15 protein-coding genes are annotated in these 17,369 nt (G+C 68.2%); 6 read left to right on the forward strand and 9 right to left on the reverse strand.

The features are described 5' to 3' along the window. Positions 1-66 precede the first annotated feature (66 nt). The 5 genes from IAE58_RS16580 to IAE58_RS16600 all read right to left on the reverse strand — a co-directional run bounded on the left by IAE58_RS16580 (position 67) and on the right by IAE58_RS16600 (position 4,831). Positions 67-405, reverse strand: a complete 339-nt coding sequence (locus IAE58_RS16580) for a hypothetical protein (protein WP_108757130.1) — start codon at positions 403-405, stop codon at positions 67-69. A 68-nt stretch (positions 406-473) separates the two neighbouring features. After that, positions 474-1,415 carry a DegV family protein gene (locus IAE58_RS16585; protein ID WP_108750563.1) on the reverse strand — a complete coding sequence of 314 codons (942 nt, stop codon included), beginning with the start codon at positions 1,413-1,415 and terminating at the stop codon, positions 474-476. 93 nt (positions 1,416-1,508) lie between these two features. Beyond that, positions 1,509-2,141: a 2-hydroxychromene-2-carboxylate isomerase gene (locus IAE58_RS16590; protein WP_108757129.1), complete on the reverse strand. Its 633-nt coding sequence runs from the start codon at positions 2,139-2,141 to the stop codon at positions 1,509-1,511. 18 nt (positions 2,142-2,159) lie between these two features. Next, entirely contained in the window at positions 2,160-3,422 is a 1,263-nt protein-coding gene (locus IAE58_RS16595) for an amidohydrolase family protein (RefSeq protein ID WP_199934279.1), read from the reverse strand. Next, positions 3,422-4,831: an amidohydrolase gene (locus IAE58_RS16600; RefSeq protein WP_199934278.1), complete on the reverse strand. Its 1,410-nt coding sequence runs from the start codon at positions 4,829-4,831 to the stop codon at positions 3,422-3,424. The genes IAE58_RS16595 and IAE58_RS16600 overlap by 1 nt, the downstream gene beginning before the upstream one ends. A 264-nt stretch (positions 4,832-5,095) precedes the next feature. On the opposite strand from IAE58_RS16600, the gene IAE58_RS16605 reads away from it, so the two are divergent. From IAE58_RS16605 to IAE58_RS16615, 3 genes are all read left to right on the forward strand, one after another. Next, on the forward strand, positions 5,096-8,491 hold the full coding sequence (locus tag IAE58_RS16605) for an autotransporter serine protease (RefSeq protein ID WP_199934277.1): 3,396 nt from the start codon (positions 5,096-5,098) through the stop codon (positions 8,489-8,491). A gap of 124 nt (positions 8,492-8,615) precedes the next feature. Then, a complete protein-coding gene (locus IAE58_RS16610; protein ID WP_108754113.1) occupies positions 8,616-9,392 on the forward strand; it encodes an AMP nucleosidase in 777 nt (258 codons plus the stop codon). Between the two features lie 44 nt (positions 9,393-9,436). Further along, a complete protein-coding gene (locus tag IAE58_RS16615) occupies positions 9,437-9,976 on the forward strand; it encodes a DUF924 family protein (RefSeq protein ID WP_108750569.1) in 540 nt (179 codons plus the stop codon). Between the two features lie 109 nt (positions 9,977-10,085). Here IAE58_RS16615 and grxD read toward each other — a convergent pair whose 3' ends face one another. Further along, entirely contained in the window at positions 10,086-11,012 is a 927-nt protein-coding gene (gene grxD, locus IAE58_RS16620; protein ID WP_199934276.1) for a Grx4 family monothiol glutaredoxin, read from the reverse strand. 59 nt (positions 11,013-11,071) lie between these two features. Here grxD and IAE58_RS16625 point away from each other — a divergent pair, with 59 nt between their 5' ends. Continuing rightward, positions 11,072-11,851 (forward strand): polysaccharide deacetylase family protein, encoded by a 780-nt coding sequence (locus tag IAE58_RS16625; protein ID WP_199934275.1) that lies wholly within the window; start codon positions 11,072-11,074, stop codon positions 11,849-11,851. 104 nt (positions 11,852-11,955) lie between these two features. On the opposite strand, the gene IAE58_RS16630 is transcribed toward IAE58_RS16625, so the two are convergent. The 3 genes from IAE58_RS16630 to IAE58_RS16640 are packed head-to-tail and all read right to left on the reverse strand — an operon-like array spanning position 11,956 to position 14,566. Next, entirely contained in the window at positions 11,956-12,666 is a 711-nt protein-coding gene (locus tag IAE58_RS16630) for a class I SAM-dependent methyltransferase (protein WP_199934274.1), read from the reverse strand. A gap of 4 nt (positions 12,667-12,670) precedes the next feature. Further along, positions 12,671-13,288, reverse strand: a complete 618-nt coding sequence (locus tag IAE58_RS16635; protein WP_199934273.1) for an SGNH/GDSL hydrolase family protein — start codon at positions 13,286-13,288, stop codon at positions 12,671-12,673. 3 nt (positions 13,289-13,291) lie between these two features. Next, on the reverse strand, positions 13,292-14,566 hold the full coding sequence (locus tag IAE58_RS16640; RefSeq protein WP_199934272.1) for a pyridoxal phosphate-dependent aminotransferase: 1,275 nt from the start codon (positions 14,564-14,566) through the stop codon (positions 13,292-13,294). A gap of 111 nt (positions 14,567-14,677) precedes the next feature. Between IAE58_RS16640 and rsgA the strand changes: the two genes are divergently transcribed. Both rsgA and IAE58_RS16650 read left to right on the forward strand, forming a co-directional pair. Then, the gene (gene rsgA / locus IAE58_RS16645; RefSeq protein WP_199934271.1) at positions 14,678-15,778 is read left to right on the forward strand and encodes a ribosome small subunit-dependent GTPase A; all 1,101 of its coding nucleotides are present in this window, start codon (positions 14,678-14,680) and stop codon (positions 15,776-15,778) included. A gap of 209 nt (positions 15,779-15,987) precedes the next feature. Further along, entirely contained in the window at positions 15,988-17,241 is a 1,254-nt protein-coding gene (locus IAE58_RS16650; RefSeq protein WP_199934270.1) for a flavohemoglobin expression-modulating QEGLA motif protein, read from the forward strand. The last annotated feature ends 128 nt before the right edge of the window (positions 17,242-17,369 follow it).

The raw sequence follows: 17,369 nt of genomic DNA on the forward strand, positions 1-17,369 counted from the left end.
CGCCGGCGCCCCGCCCCCCCCCCCCCGGGGGCGGGGGGGGCGCCCCCCCCCCCCCGGCGACACGTCTTACCGCACGTCGCGCAGTTCCCAATGGTGGCCGGCCAGCAGGCGCAGGCGCTGCTTGAACACATCGCTGTCGATGCGGGTGGTGGCCACCAGGTTGATGCGCAGGTCCTTCTGTTCGCCGGTCACGGTGGCGTCCGGGTCGGTCACGCCCCACTGCGGTTCCACCGCATCGGGATCCGGCTGCTTGGCCTTCCAGCGTTCGAACAGGGTGCCCGTGCGCAGCGCGTCCTGCAGTTCTTCGGCGAAACCGCCGGCGCTCTGCGAATGGAAGGACAGGTCGGGGTCGTTGCCGCGGGCCTTGGATGGGTCGGGCAGGCTGATGTGGTACTGCGCAGGCATGAGGGTTCTCCTTCAGAGGTGGCAAGGCTGGCACAGCAGCGGTGCAATGCGCGTGTAGGCGCGCCCCGTCAATCGAAGGCGTGCGGGCCGTCGGCAAAGCCCACCGTCACCGCGCCCTTGCCCACGTTCACCATGCCGGTCAGGCTCATCACCGCTTCGTACACGGCCACGCCGTGCGCGGCACAGGTTTCCTTCAGCGCCGCATAGCCGGGCAGGGCACGCAGTTCGTCCAGTTCACCGCCGTAGCTCACGCAGACCGTGGGGGTCATCAGGCCGGCACGCACGCGCTTGCCGACTACGCCGAACAGCTTCTGCACCGCGTTGTCGAAGCCCTTGATCTTGGCCACCGGGCCGGTTTCGCCGCGGTAACCGTGCAGCACCGGCTTGATGTCCAGCGCGCTGCCCAGTGCGGCGCTGATCAGGCCCACGCTGCGGTCGCCCTTGTGCCGGGCACGCGCGCGCATGTAGTACAGGTCGCGGGTGACCATGTAGCCATGCACGTTGCCAGCCAGGGCTTCCAGCCGTTCGCGGATCTGCTGCACGCTGGCGCCGCTGTCGCGCAGGCGCACCGCTTCGATGGCGGTGACCGCCTGCGCGGCGAACAGGTTCTGGGTGTCCAGCACGCGCAGCGCGAAGGGCGAATTGAAGCCCGCGGCCTGCCGCACCGGCTTGTAGTCGTTGAGGATGGCGAAGCTGGCCTGCAGCGCGTTGTCGTGGATCGGGCTGCGGGTCTTGGTGATGGTCATGCAGAACACGTGGTCGTAATCGATCACCAGCTGCTGCAGGAACAGATCGCGGATCTGGTTCACGCTGAAGGGAATGGTTTCCGCTTCGGCCCCGTGTTCGGCCACGTGTGCGTGCAGGAAGCTGAGCGTGGCCTGCTCATCACGGTGGTCGGCCAGTACCGCTTCGCCAATGCGAACAGTGATCGGCAGCAGCACGATGTTGTGCGCGGCAATGAAGTCCTGCGGCAGGTCGCAGGCCGAATCGACGACGATTCCGATGCGCATCCGGCTCCCCCTCCAGGGCGGTTGTAGGTTCGGAAAGTGTGAAAACTATCTCAAAACCAAGCCGGGTGCGCGAGGGAATTACGCCATGCCTGTTCAGCGATTGCGCTGTACCGCCACTGGAAGCGTTATCACGTGCTGCCATTCCGGTTGCTGCAGCAGGCCGGGGTCGGCCAGCACCGCAGCCATCATCGGGTGCGCGTCGTTGCCCCAGAACAGTTCGCCGTCGATGGACAGGGTCGGCACGCCGAACACGCCGGCGTCGATGGCCGCGTCGGTGTTGCGGCGCAGCTGTTCCTTGATGGCCGGGTCGGCCAGAGCGGCTTCTACGTCATCCACGCCCAGCCGCTGCGCCGGTTCGCGCAGGGCCTGGGCGCTGTCGGCGCTGTTGCCGTCGCGCCAGATCCAGTCGAACAGCACATCCACCGCCTGCGCACTGCCGCCGGCGGCCAGGCACAGGCGCAGCACGGCCAGCGGGTTGAACGGATGCCCCGGCGGAAAGCGCAGCGGCGTGCCTTCGGCCTGTGCGGTCCACAGCAGCTGGCGGTAGATGAAGCGGCGTTTGGCCGGAATCTCGGCCGGCCCCAGGTTGCCCAGGTGGTGCAGGATCGCGCCGAAGGCGATCGGCACCGGTTGGATGCGGGTGAACTGCGGCAACTGCTTCAGCTTCTGCCAATGCAGGTAGGAATAGGGCGAAACGAAGTCGAAGTACCAGCGCAGGGTGGCCATCGGTGTTATCTCGGTCGGTCAGGGCTGGGTGGCGCGCTGCAGGTAGCGGTCACGCAGTTCGGTCTGGCGCGAGCGCATGGGCATGGCGCGACCGCCCAGCCAGACCTGTTCGGCATAGTGGGCCACATCCAGCGGGTCGCCTTCCCACAGCACCAGGTCGGCGCGCTTGCCCGGTTCGATGCTGCCGATCTGGTCGGCCACGCCCAGCACCTGCGCCGGCACCCGGGTCAGGCCGGCCAGGCCATCGGCCCAGGGCAGGCCGTTGGCCACCGCATTGCCGGCCAGCTGGCGCATCTTGCGCGCGTTGTGCGACGCGTCTTCGCGCTGGGCGAAGGCCACCGGCACGCCGGCCCGCTGCAGCCGCGCGGCGTTTTCCAGGCTGGCGCCGATCTGGTCGAAGGTGCTGGGCAGGTTGCCCAGCGCATCCACGAACACCGGCACCTGCGCAGCGGCCAGCTCCGGCGCCAGCTGCCAGGCTTCGGCGCCGCCGGCAATGGCGATCTTCACCTTCTCGCGCGCGGCCCAGCGCAGCAACTGGCGGATGTCGGCGGCGCGGTCCACCTCCACCACGATGCGGCCCTGGCCCCCCAGGTAGCGCGCCAGCGTGCGCCGCCCGGCCGGGGTCAGCAGCGCATGCGGCGAATCGGCCGGAACCTGGCCGCGGGCCTCGTCCACCATCTGCTGCAGCAGCATCCACTGGGCGGCACGTGACTGCCCGGTCAGTTCCGCAGCCGCCGCCCCCAGGCGCAGGTACAAGGCACGTGGGCCGATCGGATCGGCGCTGCCGTCCAACCGCACCACGCCGCCCTGGCCGGCCACGAAGCCGCCGCCGGTATGCGCGCCCAGCGCGGTGAAGCCGATGCCATCCAGGCGTGCCACCGGCACCAGCACCGAGGCCGGGTTGTAGGCCAGGGTGACGTCGAATTCCGGGCGCAGCGGCTGCTCGCCGATCTTCAGCGTGCTGTCCACCGTGCTCGATTCACCGGACACTTCTTCAATGCCGATCTCGGTGATGCCACCGAACAGGGCCGGGGTCAGCGGGCGGCCATTGGCCTCCACCACCGTTACCCCGGCCGGTGCGGCCAGGCCCGGCCCCACCGCGCGGATCAGCCCGCCCTGCACCAGCACGTCGCTGTTCTGCAGGCTGCCGCGCGCGCCGGCGGTATGCACCGTGGCATTGCGCACCAGCAGGTCCTGCGCCTGTGCGGATCCGCAGAGGCAAACCAGCGCCATGACAGTAGAGCCGAGCCATGCCCGGCGACGCGTGTTCAACATGCCCATCAGCGCACCTCCTGGCCAAGCTGGAAATCAGAACGCGGCGTGGCCGCGGGCACGCTGCGGTCATACAAGCGCCGCCCGTCGATGAATACCTGTTCGGCCAGGGCATAGGAACTGAACGGGTTGCCATTCCACACCACCACGTCGGCCATCTTGCCGGCCTCCAGGGTGCCGGTCTGGCCCTCGATGCCCAGTGCCTTGGCCGCATTGGCGGTCATCCAGGTGATCGCCCGTTCGGGTGCGATCGCCGGCATCTGCGCACGCCGCGCGGCGGCGATGACTTTGGCCGCTTCCTGGTTCAAGCGCTGGATGCCTTCGGGGGAATCGGAATGGACGATGGCGCAGCTGTTCTGCGGCCGGTCCACCAGTGCGATGTTCTCGGCAATGCCATCGAAGGCTTCCATCTTGAAGCCCCACCAGTCGGCCCACAGCGCGCCGCAGACGCCGTCGGCGGCCAGGCGGTCGGCCAGCTTGTAGGCTTCCACGCCGTGGTGGAAGGCCGCGACCTTGAATCCGAATTCCTTGGCCAGGTCGAGCATGGTGGCCATTTCGTCGGCGCGGTAGCAGTGGATGTGCACGCGGATGTCGCCCTGGATCGCCCCGGCCAGGGTGTCCAGTTTCAGGTCGCGCTTGCCGCCGGCATCACCGGCGCTGTCGCCCTTGTCGCTGCCGAACCAGCCCTTGCGCTTGGCCGGCTTCGGGCTGTTCTTGGCGATGTAGTCGGCGGCATCGATGAAGGCGGCGCGGTAGCCGGCCACGTTGCCCATGCGGGTGCCGGGGGCCACGCCCTTGCCGCCGCCGTAGACGCGCTTGGGGTTTTCGCCGCAGGCCATCTTCAGCCCCCACGGCGCGCCCGGGAATTTCATCGCCTGGTAGGTGGTGGCGGGCACGTTCTTCAACACCACGCCGCGCCCGCCCACCAGATTGGCCGAGCCGGGCAGCACCTGCATGCTGGTCACGCCACCGGCCAGCGCGGCCTGGAAGCCGGGATCCTGCGGCCACACCGAATGCTCGGCCCAGACGTTGGCGGTGACCGGTGCGGTCATCTCGTTGCCATCGCTGTGCGCGCCCACGCCGGGGCTGGGGTAGACGCCCAGGTGCGAATGCACGTCGATCAGGCCGGGGGTGACCCACTTGCCCTGCGCATCGATGCGGGTGACGCCCGCATCGGCCTGCAGCTGCGGGCCGACCGCCACGATGCGGCCATCGCGCAGCAGCACGTCGGCATTGTCCAGGCGTTGGCCGGTGCCGGTCAGCACGGTGGCGTTGTGGATCAGCACCGGCGCGCCCGGTTGGGCCTGGTAGGTGCTGGGGTAGGGGTCGGCCACGAAGCGCGACGCGCCCACGGCCGGCGCCAAAGTCAACGAAACCAGCGCCAGCCCCAGAGCGGCGCGCAATACCATCGATGCCATGCAGATTCCCCAAACCCCCACGTGAATCCAGCGACGCTATCTGTCGCGGTGCCACTTGCCAAGTGACGTTGGGCAGGGGCCGAAAAGAGCGGGGTAGGAATTTCCCTATACAGAAATTGTGAATCAAGCATTAATTTTTTGTGATACCTGCCGCTACCACCCGGTGGGTTAGCGCGCGCTGATCCGCCGCGAGGGTGTTCTTTCCACTGCTCCATGACGGAGCTGCACCTGAAACATTCCATGGAATCAAGGACGTAACTGCAGATGACTGTCTCCCCGTCGTACCGTTCCACCGCTTCCCGCCGCTCCATCCTGCCCTCCCCCCTGGCCTCGGCCATCGTTGGTTCGCTGCTGATGGCCGCCGCCCTGCCGGCCCTGGCCCAGGACAGCAACGCAGACGCGCTGTCGCGCTACCAGTTCCAGCGCAGCCTGCAGGCCGCGTTTGCCGCCCCGGTCCTCACCGCTTCGCCGTCGCTGAAGATCATTGCCGCCGACGTTGAAGTCGATCCGGAACCCATCATGGGCAAGCCCGGTGATGCCGCCAGCTGGCGCACCACCGAATTCAACAGTGACTGGGGCCTGCAGGCGATCAACGCCGATGTGGCCTACGCACGCGGCCTGACCGGCGCCGGCATCCGCCTGGGCGTGTTCGACAGCGGCACCGGCCTGGACCATCCGGAATTCGCCGGCAAGGACAACCGCAGCATCCGCATCGCCGATCTGCTGCCCGATGGCACGCGCTGCACCAACACCTCGGCGGTGGGTGGTCCGGACGCCTGCTTCGCCAGTGATGGCGACGACGTGCAGATCAGCTACGTCGGCTACAACGACAATGTCCCCGATAACATCCGCGCGATCATCGAGGCCGGCCCCTACGTGCAGCCGGGCATCCAGTTCGAGATCCATGGCACGCACGTGGCCGGCACCATCGCGGCGAACCGCGACGGCAGCGGCATGCACGGCGTGTCCTTCGGCTCGGACCTGACCGTTGGCCGGTTGTTCTCCGACAGCATCAGTGAATGGCAGCGCACCGCAACGGGCTATTCGGTAGTGACGCTGGGCGCGATCGGCCCTGATGTGAGCGCCTTCGAAGATCTGTACGCGCAGATGAACGCGCAGGGCGTGCGGGCGATCAACCACAGCTGGGGCCTGTCCAACGAACCGTCGACCGCGGAGGACATGGACTCGATCTACAACGATCCCGCCGACCGCGAGTACCTCAACACCTTTGCCGATGGTTCGCGCGCACGCGGCATGATCCAGGTATGGGCGGCGGGCAATACCGATTCGATCATTCCGACGCCCGAGCAGAGCCCCATCGCCGGCATCTACGCTACGTTGCCGCGCGCGTTCGCCGACATCGAGCCGTACTGGTTGAGCGTGGTCAACGTCGGTACCGACCTGACCCTGAGCAACCGCTCCAACAAGTGCGGCCTGAGTGCCAACTGGTGCCTTGCGGCCCCGGGTTCGGACATCGTATCGACCGCCTATGGTGATGATTCCACCCTGGCCGGCAGCATCGGCGTCGACGCCAACGGCAACGTCAGCCTGGACATCCTGGAGCGCGTGCCGACCTATGGCTATACAACGCTGAGCGGCACGTCGATGGCCGCGCCCCACGTCACCGGTGCGCTGGGCCTGCTGTTCGAGCGCTTCCCTTATCTGGACAGCGCGCAGGTGCGCGATGTGCTGCTGACCACCACCACCGACCTGGGCGCGCCCGGCATCGACGACATCTACGGCTGGGGCCTGATCAACCTGGCCAAGGCCATTGAAGGCTACGGCTCGCTGCGCGTGGACACCGACGTGGTGATGAACCAGAAGGCAGGCGGCCTGAAGGTGTGGGAAGGCGATGCATGGGACGATTGGACCAATGACATCGGCGGCCCGGGCAAGCTGACCAAGAGCGGCATCGGCTGGCTGCGCCTGAGCGGCGACAACAGCTTCAACGGTGCGGTGGTGCGCGAAGGCGTGCTGGAGCTGGACGGCGTGAACACGCTGACCAGTGCCGTGGACGTGACCGGCGGTACCTTCCTGCTCAACGGCACCCTGCAGAACACCGCGCTGAACAGCCTGGGCGGCAACAGCCGCATCACCACCACCGGCGTGCTGGACGGCTCGGACCTAACCGTCACCGGGGGCGTGGTGTCGTTCAACGGCGTGCAGACCGGCGGCAGCACCTTCGTCGGTGAAAAGGGCACGCTGAAGGGCGTGGGCCAGCTGGGTGACACCACCGTGGCCGGCATCATCGCCCCGGGCAACTCCATCGGTACGCTCACCATCAACGGTGACTACGTGCAGACCGCCACCGGCGTGTACCAGGCCGAAGTGGCCCCGGGCAGCCGCAGCGACCAGCTGCACGTGACCGGTACCGCCACCCTGGGCGGCACCCTGGTGGCGCTGCCGGAACCGGGCATCTACTACCTGGGCGAGCAGTTCAACTTCATCCAGGCCGACGGCGGCGTGAACGGTCAGTTCGCCACCACCGATTTCAGCGCCTTCTCGCCCTTCATGCAGTTCAGCCTGGCCTACACCGCCGCTGGCGCGCGCATTGAAGTAACCCGCGGCAACGCGCTGGCCACTTCGGCCACCACCGCCAACCAGCTGGCCGTGGCCACCGTGGCCGACGGCCTGGCGGTCAACCAGGGCCTGCCGCGTCCGCTGACCATGCTGTTCCCGGAACAGGTGGGCAGTGCACTGGACAGCCTGAGCGGCGAACTGCACGCCGCCACCAGCGTGGCCCTGCTGGAAAGCAGCCGCTACGTGCGTGATGCCGCGCTGGCCCGTCGTGCCGGTGCCGCTGCACCGGGTGCCGAAGGCGGCGACGCCACCGGCGTGTGGGTGCAGGCCCTGGCCGGCAGCACCACCCTGGACGGCAACACCAACACCGCCCGCACCGAAGCCAACAGCAACGGCCTGCTGGTCGGTGCCGACCGCGAGTTCGGCGGCTGGCAGGTGGGCGTCCTGGCCGGTACCGGCCGCACCGACGTAAAGCAGGGCGAAGGCCGCCGTGCCAAGTCGAAGGTGGATAACACCCACTTCGGCGCCTACGCCAGCCACAACTGGGGCGGTTTCGGCCTGCGTGGTGGCCTGGCATGGAGCGAACACGAGGTGGACAGCACCCGTGAGCTGGCGTTCGCCGGTTACAGCGACACCCTGAGCGCCCGTTACGACGCGCGTACCCGCCAGGCCTTCATCGAAGCGGCCTACCGCTTCGGCGGCCGCGAGGCCGGCCTGGAGCCGTACCTGCAGGTGGCCCGCGTGGAAGTGGACACCAAGCACGTGAACGAGCGTGGCGGTGCCGCGGCCCTGCAGGGTTCGGTGGATGACGTGCGCACCACCCTGGCCACGGCCGGCGTGCGCTTCGACAAGGGCCTGAAGGCGTCGTTCCAGCAGGACAGCTGGCTGCACGTGCGCGGCGCGGTGGCCTACCGTCACGCCAGCGGCGACCGCAACCCGGCGGCCCGCCTGGGCTTTGCCAGCGGCGGCGACAGCTTCGTGGTCAACGGCGCCCCCATCGCCGACAGCGCGGTGGTGGCCGAACTGGGCCTGTCGGCCTGGCTGACCGCCAAGCAGCAGCTGGAACTGGGCTACAGCGGCCAGTTCGGCGACGAAAGCCGCGACCACGGTGCCAACCTGCGCTGGTCGGTGCGCTTCTAAGCCACCGGTTCCCGTAGGGAGATTAGAGGGGGGGGGGGGGGGCCCCGGCCCCCCCCCTTTCTTTGTGTGGCAGGGCAGGTGCAGCGTTGCCTACAATGGCCCCCCCTGCAGCACCGGACCGGGCATGAAGAGCAAACAGGAAATCGTCGACAACTGGCTGCCACGCTATACCGGCGTGCCGTTGGATCAGTTTGGCGAGCACATCCTGCTGACCAACTTCGGCGGCTACCTGCACACCTTTTCCGAGCTGACCGGGGCGCCCATCGTCGGCCTGGACCGGCCCATGGCCAGTGCCACCATCGATGGCATCACCCTGATCAACTTCGGCATGGGCAGCCCGAACGCGGCCATCATCATGGACCTGCTGTCGGCGGTGATGCCCAAGGCGGTGCTGTTCCTGGGCAAGTGCGGTGGCCTGAAGCGCAAGAACGCGCTGGGCGACCTGGTGCTGCCGATCGCCGCCATCCGTGGCGAGGGCACCTCGGGCGACTACCTGCCGCCGGAAGTGCCGGCGTTGCCGGCCTTTGCCCTGCAGCGTGCGGTGTCCACCATGATCCGCGACCTGGGCCACGACTACTGGACCGGCACGGTGTACACCACCAACCGCCGGGTATGGGAACACGACGAGGCCTTCAAGGAACGGCTGCGGGCCATGCGCTGCATGGCCATCGACATGGAAACGGCCACCGTGTTCGCCGCCGGCTTTGCCAACCACATTCCCAGCGGGGCCCTGCTGCTGGTGTCCGACCAGCCGATGATCCCGGACGGGGTGAAGACTGAGGCCTCCGATGCCAAGGTCAGCTCCCAGTTCGTGGAAAACCATATCCAGATCGGCATCGAGGCGCTTAAGCTTATCCGGCGCAACGGCAAGTCGGTCCGCCACCTGCGCTTTGACGAATGATTGATGACGGCTTGGCGCGGCGCGCGGGGCCCTGGGAGTAGGTGATGGACGTTGCCGCGCAAGTGGTGGAATTCTGGAGCGAGGCCGGCCCGGCCAAGTGGTTCGCGCGCGACGATGCGTTCGACGCGCGTTTCCGCGAACGCTTCCTGGACGAGCATTACGCCGCTGCGGCGCGTGGCCGCGAACACTGGCTGGGCAGTGCCGAAGGCGCGCTGGCGCTGATGCTGCTGCTGGACCAGTTCCCGCGCAACTGCTTCCGCGGTACCGCCCATTCCTACGCCACCGACGGCCTGGCCCGGCACTACGCCATGCGTGCCATCGAAGAAGGCCTGGACCTGCAGCTGGTGCCCAAGCTGCGCGCCTTCATCTACCTACCGTTCGAGCATTCCGAAGATCCGTTCGACCAGGATCGTTCGGTGGCCATGTTCGACGTGCTGGGCGACAAGGAATACCTGCAGTACGCCGAACTGCACCGCGACATCATCCGCCGCTTCGGCCGCTTCCCGCACCGCAACGCCGTGCTGGGGCGCATTCCCAGCCCGGAAGAGCTGGATTACCTGGCCGAAGGTGGCTTCGCGGGGTAGACCCACGCCCTGCGTGGATGCAAAAAAACGCCGGCGGATGCCGGCGTTTTCTGTGCTGGGGTCAGATCCCTTTCCGCAGGAAAGGGCTCTGACCCCGTGCCGGCGCCGATCAGTACTTCGGCACGCCGTTGTCCACTTCGTCCGACCAGGCATCGATGCCGCCGGTCACGTTGAACACCTTGGTGAAGCCCAGGGTGCGGAACTGTTCGGCAGCCTGCGCGCTGCGGCCACCGTGGTGGCACAGGAAGGCCAGCGCGGTGTCCTTGGGCAGGGCTTCCAGATCGGCACGGCCGTTGCCGTCGAAGCTCTTGAACGGCACGCCCACCGCGGCGATCGCGCGTTCGTCGGCCGGGCGCACGTCCACCAGGGTCACGTTGCCGGCGCGCACCAGATCGTCGGCGTCGCGCACGCTGATTTCCTGCACCGGCTTGGGCGCATTCGGGTTGTCGATGGCCAGGCCCTTGCCGCGGATATCGTCCACCCAGTCGATGGTGATGCCGTCGGCGCGGCGCGCGCTGGACAGATCGAACTGCACGCGCAGGCCGTTGGATTCGGCAGCGATGGCGCTGTCGTCATGCGGGGCCAGCTGGAAGTTCGGCTGGAAGCGCGCATCGATGGTCAGCTGCAGCGAGGCGCCGGGGGCATCGGCCATAGCGCCCTTCAGCATTTCCACTGCGGCCGGGGTGACGGTGATGCGCGGCGGCGTGCGGTCCGGTGCGGCCAGGCCCAGCACGCTGCTCAGTTCGCCGCTGGCGGCCATCTGCAGCACGATGTCGCTGCCGCCGACCAGTTCGCCGTCGATGTACAGCTGCGGGATGGTCGGCCAGTCGCCGTAGGCCTTGATGCCTTCACGGATCTCCTGGTCGGCCAGCACGTTCACGTGGGCGAAATCCACGCCCAGATCCTGCAGGGCGCCCACGGCCTTGGCCGAGAAACCGCACTGCGGCATGGACGGCTGGCCCTTCATGAACAGCACGACGCGGTTGGCGTTGAGGAGGGATTCGATGCGCGAACGCAGGGCGGGATCGAGGGACATGGCAGTCGTGGTCCGGGAAATTCGAATCGCTCATTCTACGCCCCATGGCATCATGGGGCATGACCAACGCAGGAACATTGCATCGCATCCCGTCCCGTCCCTGGCGCTGGCTGCCCTGGCTGGTGGCGTCGCAGGTGGCCGTGATCCTGCTGTGGTGGTGGGCCGGCTGGGTGTGGGGGTTGCCGTTGATGGTGGCCAGTCACGCGCTGTTCCTGGTGCCGGTGTTCCTGCCCAACAGCCGCTTCTACGCACCGGTGCTCGACCGCCTGCCTGCCACCGGCAACAGCGTCTGGCTGACCATCGATGACGGCCCCAGCGCCGAGACCCCGGCCGTGCTGGACCTGCTGGATCGCCACCAGGCCAAGGCCACGTTCTTCCTGGTGGGCGAACGCGCATTGGCGCATCCGGCCCTGGTGGCCGAGATCCTGCGCCGCGGCCACGACCTGGGCAACCACAGCCACACCCACCCGCAGACCCGGTTCTGGCGGCTGGGCCCTGCGGCGATGCGGGCCGAGATCGAAGCCTGCCACCATGCCCTGCAGGCGGTCGCCGGCCGGCCCATGCGCTGGTACCGCTCGGTGGTCGGCATGACCAACCCCTTCGTGGCCCCCGCGCTGAAGGCACTGGGTCTGGTGCGAGTGGGCTGGAGCGCGCGCGGCTTCGACGGCGTGGGCTGCACGCCCGACGGCGTGCTGGCGCGCCTGCTGCCCGATCTGCAGCCCGGTGCCATCGTGCTGCTGCATGAAGGCGCCGCGCACGGGCACAACCTGGCCATCATCGAGCGGGTGCTGCAGGTGTTGGACGAGCGTGGCCTGAAGGCCGAACTGCCGGCCGGGTAACGCGCTCGCCGGGCACCCGCGCATGCCGCCGAACACCCGGTAGCGCCGGGCCATGCCCGGCGAGCGCAGCGGCCCGCAGGTAATCCGCCGGGCAGGGCCCGGCGCTAGCGCTGGGCCACCAGCAGCCAGCTGTTGAACGGTGTGCGCCCATGCAGCGGACGCACTTGGCCGACCTGCAGGCCACAGTCGGCCAGCGTGGCGCGCAACTGCGCCGGGTCCGGGTAGTGGCGCGGGCGTGTGCCCATCCAACCCACCAGCCAGGCCAGCCGGTCGGCCACCCGGGTGGTACGGTCGCGGCGGTCGCCGGTGGCCAGTGGCGTGCGCAGCAGCAATCGCGCACCGGGGGCCACGCGCGCGCTGGCGGCCTTCAGCAGCTGCAACTGCGGCTGCGCATCCAGATACTGCAGCACGTCCAGCAGCAGCACGTGGCCCTGTTGTGCCGGCAAGGGTGCCTGCACATCAAGGCAATCGAACTGCGCGTCGGCCAGGCCGGCGCCGGCGCGCTGCGCACGGGCGATCTTGGCGGCGTCCACATCCACACCCAGATATGGTGCGCGGCGGCCACGCTGGCGCAGCACATGGGCGAACAGGCCCAGCCCGCAGCCCAGGTCCAGCAGCGGCTGGCCATCGTCGGGAAGGTGCTGCAGCACGCCGTCATAGAGCGGATCGCTGCCCAGCTTGCCGCGGGTGTAATAGTAATCGCGGCGGTTGCCCCAAGCCTGCGCAGGCCGGAAGGCTTCGGCAATCGCCCGCGCCTGTGCGGCATCGAGCGGTGAACAGTGCAGCGGTGTGCCGTTCCGTGGCGTGCCGTCCATGGGTTCAGCCGGCTCCGGCCAGCAGGCGCGTGGCCACCGGCAGCGCCCGCGCGCTCCACAGCGCATACATCGCCGCCGAAGGGTGCAGCCCGTCATCGGCAATCATCGCCGGGTCGTGGCCGTGCGCACGGCTGATGTCGGTGATGTCCACGAACGCCACGCCGTGGGCTTCGCTGATCGCGGCAGCGGCCGCATTGAAGGCATCGGTCTGCGCGGCTACCTGGGCCAGATCGCGGCCACTGCCGACGCCGAACGGGGTGAAGCCCCAATCGGGGAAGGACAGCACCAGCACGCGCTCGGCGCGCCCGCCGGCAAAGCCGATCGCGCGCTGCAGAAGGGCCTGGAACTGCGTGCGGTACTCGTCCAGCGCACGGCCCCGGTACTGGTTGTTCACCCCGATCAGCAGGCTGACGAAGTCAAACGGACCCTGCGGCGCGGCCGCATCGATGCCCGCATCCAGTTCATCGGTGGTCCAGCCGGTTGTCGCGATGGTCTGCGGTTCGGCCAGTGCCACGCCCTCGGCCCGCAGCGCCGCGGCCAGCTGGTGTGGCCAGCGACCGTCTACGTCCACCGCTTCGCCGATCGTGTACGAATCGCCCAGCGCCAGGTAACGCAGCGCCACGGCTCAGGCCACCGAACGGCGTGGCTTCAGCGGCACGACCTTGGTGGCGTCCTCGGCGCGGCGGGCCAGCACCCGGTCGATGCGTGCGAATACATCGCGCATCACCGCGGCTTCCGGCAGCAGGGTCACGCGGAAGTGGTGGCGGTAGGGCACGTTGAAGCTGGAGCCCGGTACCACCAGCACGCCTTCGTTGTTCATCAGGTCCAAGGCGAAGGTGTGGTCGTCGAAGCCCTTGGCGGCGGCGCCGACCACCGCCGGGAACGCGTACAGCGCGCCGGCCGGGGCAACCAGCGACAGGTGTTCGCTGGCCTCGCAGGCCTCGATCACCGCACGCCGGGTTTCATACAGACGACCGCCGGGGGCGCACAGTTCGGAAATGGTGTCCGGGCCGTTCACCGCCGCGTCGATGGCGTACTGGCCCGGCACGTTGGCACACAGGCGCAGCGCGCTGAGCAGGTCCAGCGCGGCGCGGAATTCACCCAGGCGCGCATCGTCGCCACTCAGGTGCGCCCAGCCCACGCGCCAGCCGCAGGCGCGGTGCACCTTGCTCAGGCCGCTGAAGGTCAGGCAGGGGTGGTCGCCGGCCAGCGGCGCGACCGGCTGGAACACCGCATCGTCGTACAGGATCTGGTCGTAGATCTCATCGACCAGCAGCAGCAGGTTGTGGCGGCGCGCGATCTCGACCACGCGCTCCAGCAGTTCGCGCGGGTAGCTGGCGCCGCTGGGGTTGTTCGGGTTGATCAGCACGATGGCGCGGGTGCGCGAGGACACCAGCGTCTCGATCTCGGTCGGGTCGGGCTGGAAGCCGTTTTCCGGCGCGCAGCGGTAGTACACCGGGCGGCCGTCGTTGAGGATGGCCGCAGCCGACCACAGCGGGTAGTCCGGCGAGGGCACCAGCACTTCATCACCCGGGTTCAACAGTGCGCGCAGCGACAGGTCGATCAGTTCGCTCACGCCGTTGCCGACGAACACGCGGTCCGGATGCGCATCGGGCGCACCGCGGCGCGCATACGCGGCGGCAATGGCTTCGCGCGCGACCGGCAGGCCCTGCTGGTGGGTGTAGGGGTCGGTACGGCCCATGTCATCGGCAATCGCGCGCTGCAGGTGCTCGGGCGCACGGAAACCAAAGTTGCCGGGGTTGCCGATGTTCAGCTTGATCAGCTTGCGGCCCTGCGCTTCCAGCTCCCGCGCTCGCCGGGCCAGTTCTCCGCGGATTTCGTAGCGCACTTCGGAAAGGCGCTCGCGGATGGCCAGGGGCTTGGGCGAGGGGGTGGACATGGGGGCTGGGCCGTCGTAAGGCATGGGGCTTCCATCCTACCGGAATTGGTGCAGCGCATGGCAAGGGTGCAGGCCCCGCCGTTGCTGGGCTGGCCGGGTAGAATGGCGGCGATGACCCAGACCCCCGATTTCACCGCCCTGCAGACCATCGGCTGGCCCTGGCCGGGCCCGCCGCAGCAGGCCGACTGGCAGGCCGCCATGGCCGCGCACCTGCAGGCCCGCCCGGCGCGGGTGATCGAACAGCACCGCACCCACTACGTGGTGGCCGATGGCCCGGACGCGTCGATCAAGGCCGAATCGCTGCCGGAATGGCAGCGCCCGCGCTTCCCCAGCCATGAACGACCGGCGGTCGGTGACTGGGTGCTGCTTGACGGCATCCGCATCGTCGCCCTGCTGCCGCGGCGTACCGCGATCAAGCGCGGTGCCGCCGGTGAGCATTACCACCAGCAGGTGATCGCGGCCAACATCGATACGGTGTTCATCGTCTGTGGGCTGGATGCCGACTTCAATCCGCGCCGTATCGAGCGCTACCTGCTGCTGGTCGGTGGCGGTGGTGCCGAACCGGTGGTGGTGCTGACCAAGGCCGACCAGACCGAGTACAGCGAAGACGCGCTGGCGGTGCTGGAAGAACTGGAAATGCAGGGCATTGCCCTGCACGCGATCAATGGCCTGGATGCCGACAGCGTGGCCGTGCTGCAGCCGTGGCTGGGGCCCGGCCGCACGGTGGTGCTGGTGGGGTCGTCAGGCGCCGGCAAGTCCACCCTGACCAACACCCTGCTGGGCGAGCAGCGCATGAAGACCAATGCGGTGCGCGCCAACGATTCGCGCGGCCGCCACACCACCACCCACCGCGCGCTGATGCCGCTGCCGACCGGCGCCTGCCTGATCGATACGCCCGGCATGCGCGAGCTGAAGCCGACCGGCGAAGAAACGCTGTCCGAGGGGGGCTTTGCCGATATCGAAGCGCTGGCCGAACAGTGCCGCTTCAACGACTGCAAGCACCAGCAGGAACCGGGCTGTGCAGTACGCGCGGCGATCGATGCTGGCGAAATTGAAGAAAGCCGCCTGCTGAACTACTTCAAGTTGAAGGAAGAAGTCGCCGCGGCCGCAGCGAAGCTGGCAGTGCGCCAGGCCGAGACCGCGCAGGAACGCGGCGGCAAGAAGGGCAAGGGCCAGCAGTTCCGCCCAGCCAGCAAACCGCGCCGGCGCTGATCGCGCGCGGCGGGGTCGGATCCCATTGCACCGCAACGGGCTCTGACCCCTGCAATGAGCTGTAACGGCCTGCTCCTGGTGGATGCAAACTGCCGACTCCTGGTAGGTGCCAACCTTGGTTGGCACGAATGTTTCCGCAGCCCGCCTTCGGCGCGTGCCAACCAAGGTTGGCACCTACCAAAGCAAGGGCAGGGCGCTATAGTCCGCCCATGGAACCCACCACAACGCTGGACCCCGACGTAGCCCACCATGCCGCGCTCGATGCGCGCCTGGTCGAGGCTGTCGGCGGCATCCGCCTGCTGGGCCTCACCAGTTGGCCGGCCACCGCGCAGGCGCCGTTCCTGGCCAGCGTGGCACGCGGCCAACCGGTGCTGCCGCAGGTCGATTACCCACGGCTGGATTTCAGCGAAGAACGCCGCGCCCTGGACGCCATCGCCAGTGCATGCGACGAAAGCCATCCGTTGGGGCACTACGTGCGGCAGTCCGCGCAGAGCTGGGACCTGGCCGCGCAGCTGCTGGAAGGATTGGGCACCGCCACCGTTGACCGCTGTTCGGTGCAGCTGTTCGGCGCCCCCGAGCAGCCGTTGCCAGGGAACGGCCCCAGCACGCGCGAAGCGGCGCGGCACTTCATCCAGATCGCTGCGGAACTGGACCACGAACTGCTGGCCCCGGAAGAACAGGTGCCCGTGTCGGCCATCGCGCTGCAGCTGCAGCTGCAGAACGATCTGGACGCCTTCTTCGAATCACGCATCATCCAGGTACAGCTGGACCCGGATCTGGTGTCGAAGGCCGCGGCCGGTCCGACCCGCATCCGCCTGCGCACCACCGCGCGCTTCAGTGCCTACGATCGCGCACAGCTGTTCCACCACGAAGCGCTGGTGCATTCGCTCACCGCCTTGAACGGGCGCGAGCAACCGGTACTGCCCAGCCTGGGCCTGTCCTCGCCACGGGTGACCGCTACCCAGGAAGGCCTGGCCACGTTTGCCGAACAGATCACCGGCAGCATCGATATCGAACGGTTGAAGCGCATCAGCCTGCGCACCGAGGCCATTGCAATGGCACGCGAGGGCGCAGATTTCATTGAGGTCTACCGCTACTTCTGCAATGCCGGGCAGAACCCGGAAGAAAGCTTCGCCTCGGCCCAGCGCGTGTTCCGGGGTGTTCCGCCCAGCGGCGGCCTGGCCTTCACCAAGGACACCGTCTATCTGCGCGGCCTGGTGTCGGTGCATACCTTCTTCCGCCACATGCTGGCCCAGGATCGCCTGCAGGTCTGCCGCTGGTTGTTTGCCGGCAAGATGAGCCTGACCGACGCCATCGCCTTCGCACCGCTGTTTGAAGCCGGCGTACTGAAACCCCCACGCTGGCTGCCGCACTGGGTCAGCCGCGCCAACGGCCTGGCCGGCATGCTGGCGTTCTCGCTGTTCGCCAACCGCATCCGCATGGACCAGCTGGCGCCAGAGTAAATGGCGTACGACAGCAGTAGATCCACGCCATGCGTGGATGAACCCGTCAAACATCGATAAACAAAATGGGGTCGGAGCCCGTTGCCACGCAACGGGATCCGACCCCGTGCCGTTCCAACAGCTCGCGG

Source organism: Stenotrophomonas sp. S49 (assembly GCF_016624905.1).
Classification (GTDB): Bacteria; Pseudomonadota; Gammaproteobacteria; order Xanthomonadales; family Xanthomonadaceae; genus Stenotrophomonas.

Excerpts from the sequence above, each read along its gene's own strand:
- IAE58_RS16580 (WP_108757130.1), bottom strand. The coding sequence starts at position 405 with ATGCCTGCGCAGTACCACATCAGCCTGCCCGACCCATCCAAGGCCCGC.
- IAE58_RS16585 (WP_108750563.1), bottom strand. The coding sequence starts at position 1,415 with ATGCGCATCGGAATCGTCGTCGATTCGGCCTGCGACCTGCCGCAGGAC.
- IAE58_RS16590 (WP_108757129.1), bottom strand. The coding sequence starts at position 2,141 with ATGGCCACCCTGCGCTGGTACTTCGACTTCGTTTCGCCCTATTCCTAC.
- IAE58_RS16595 (WP_199934279.1), bottom strand. The coding sequence starts at position 3,422 with ATGGGCATGTTGAACACGCGTCGCCGGGCATGGCTCGGCTCTACTGTC.
- IAE58_RS16600 (WP_199934278.1), bottom strand. The coding sequence starts at position 4,831 with ATGGCATCGATGGTATTGCGCGCCGCTCTGGGGCTGGCGCTGGTTTCG.
- IAE58_RS16605 (WP_199934277.1), top strand. The coding sequence starts at position 5,096 with ATGACTGTCTCCCCGTCGTACCGTTCCACCGCTTCCCGCCGCTCCATC.
- IAE58_RS16610 (WP_108754113.1), top strand. The coding sequence starts at position 8,616 with ATGAAGAGCAAACAGGAAATCGTCGACAACTGGCTGCCACGCTATACC.
- IAE58_RS16615 (WP_108750569.1), top strand. The coding sequence starts at position 9,437 with ATGGACGTTGCCGCGCAAGTGGTGGAATTCTGGAGCGAGGCCGGCCCG.
- grxD (WP_199934276.1), bottom strand. The coding sequence starts at position 11,012 with ATGTCCCTCGATCCCGCCCTGCGTTCGCGCATCGAATCCCTCCTCAAC.
- IAE58_RS16625 (WP_199934275.1), top strand. The coding sequence starts at position 11,072 with ATGACCAACGCAGGAACATTGCATCGCATCCCGTCCCGTCCCTGGCGC.
- IAE58_RS16630 (WP_199934274.1), bottom strand. The coding sequence starts at position 12,666 with ATGGACGGCACGCCACGGAACGGCACACCGCTGCACTGTTCACCGCTC.
- IAE58_RS16640 (WP_199934272.1), bottom strand. The coding sequence starts at position 14,566 with ATGTCCACCCCCTCGCCCAAGCCCCTGGCCATCCGCGAGCGCCTTTCC.
- rsgA (WP_199934271.1), top strand. The coding sequence starts at position 14,678 with ATGACCCAGACCCCCGATTTCACCGCCCTGCAGACCATCGGCTGGCCC.
- IAE58_RS16650 (WP_199934270.1), top strand. The coding sequence starts at position 15,988 with ATGGAACCCACCACAACGCTGGACCCCGACGTAGCCCACCATGCCGCG.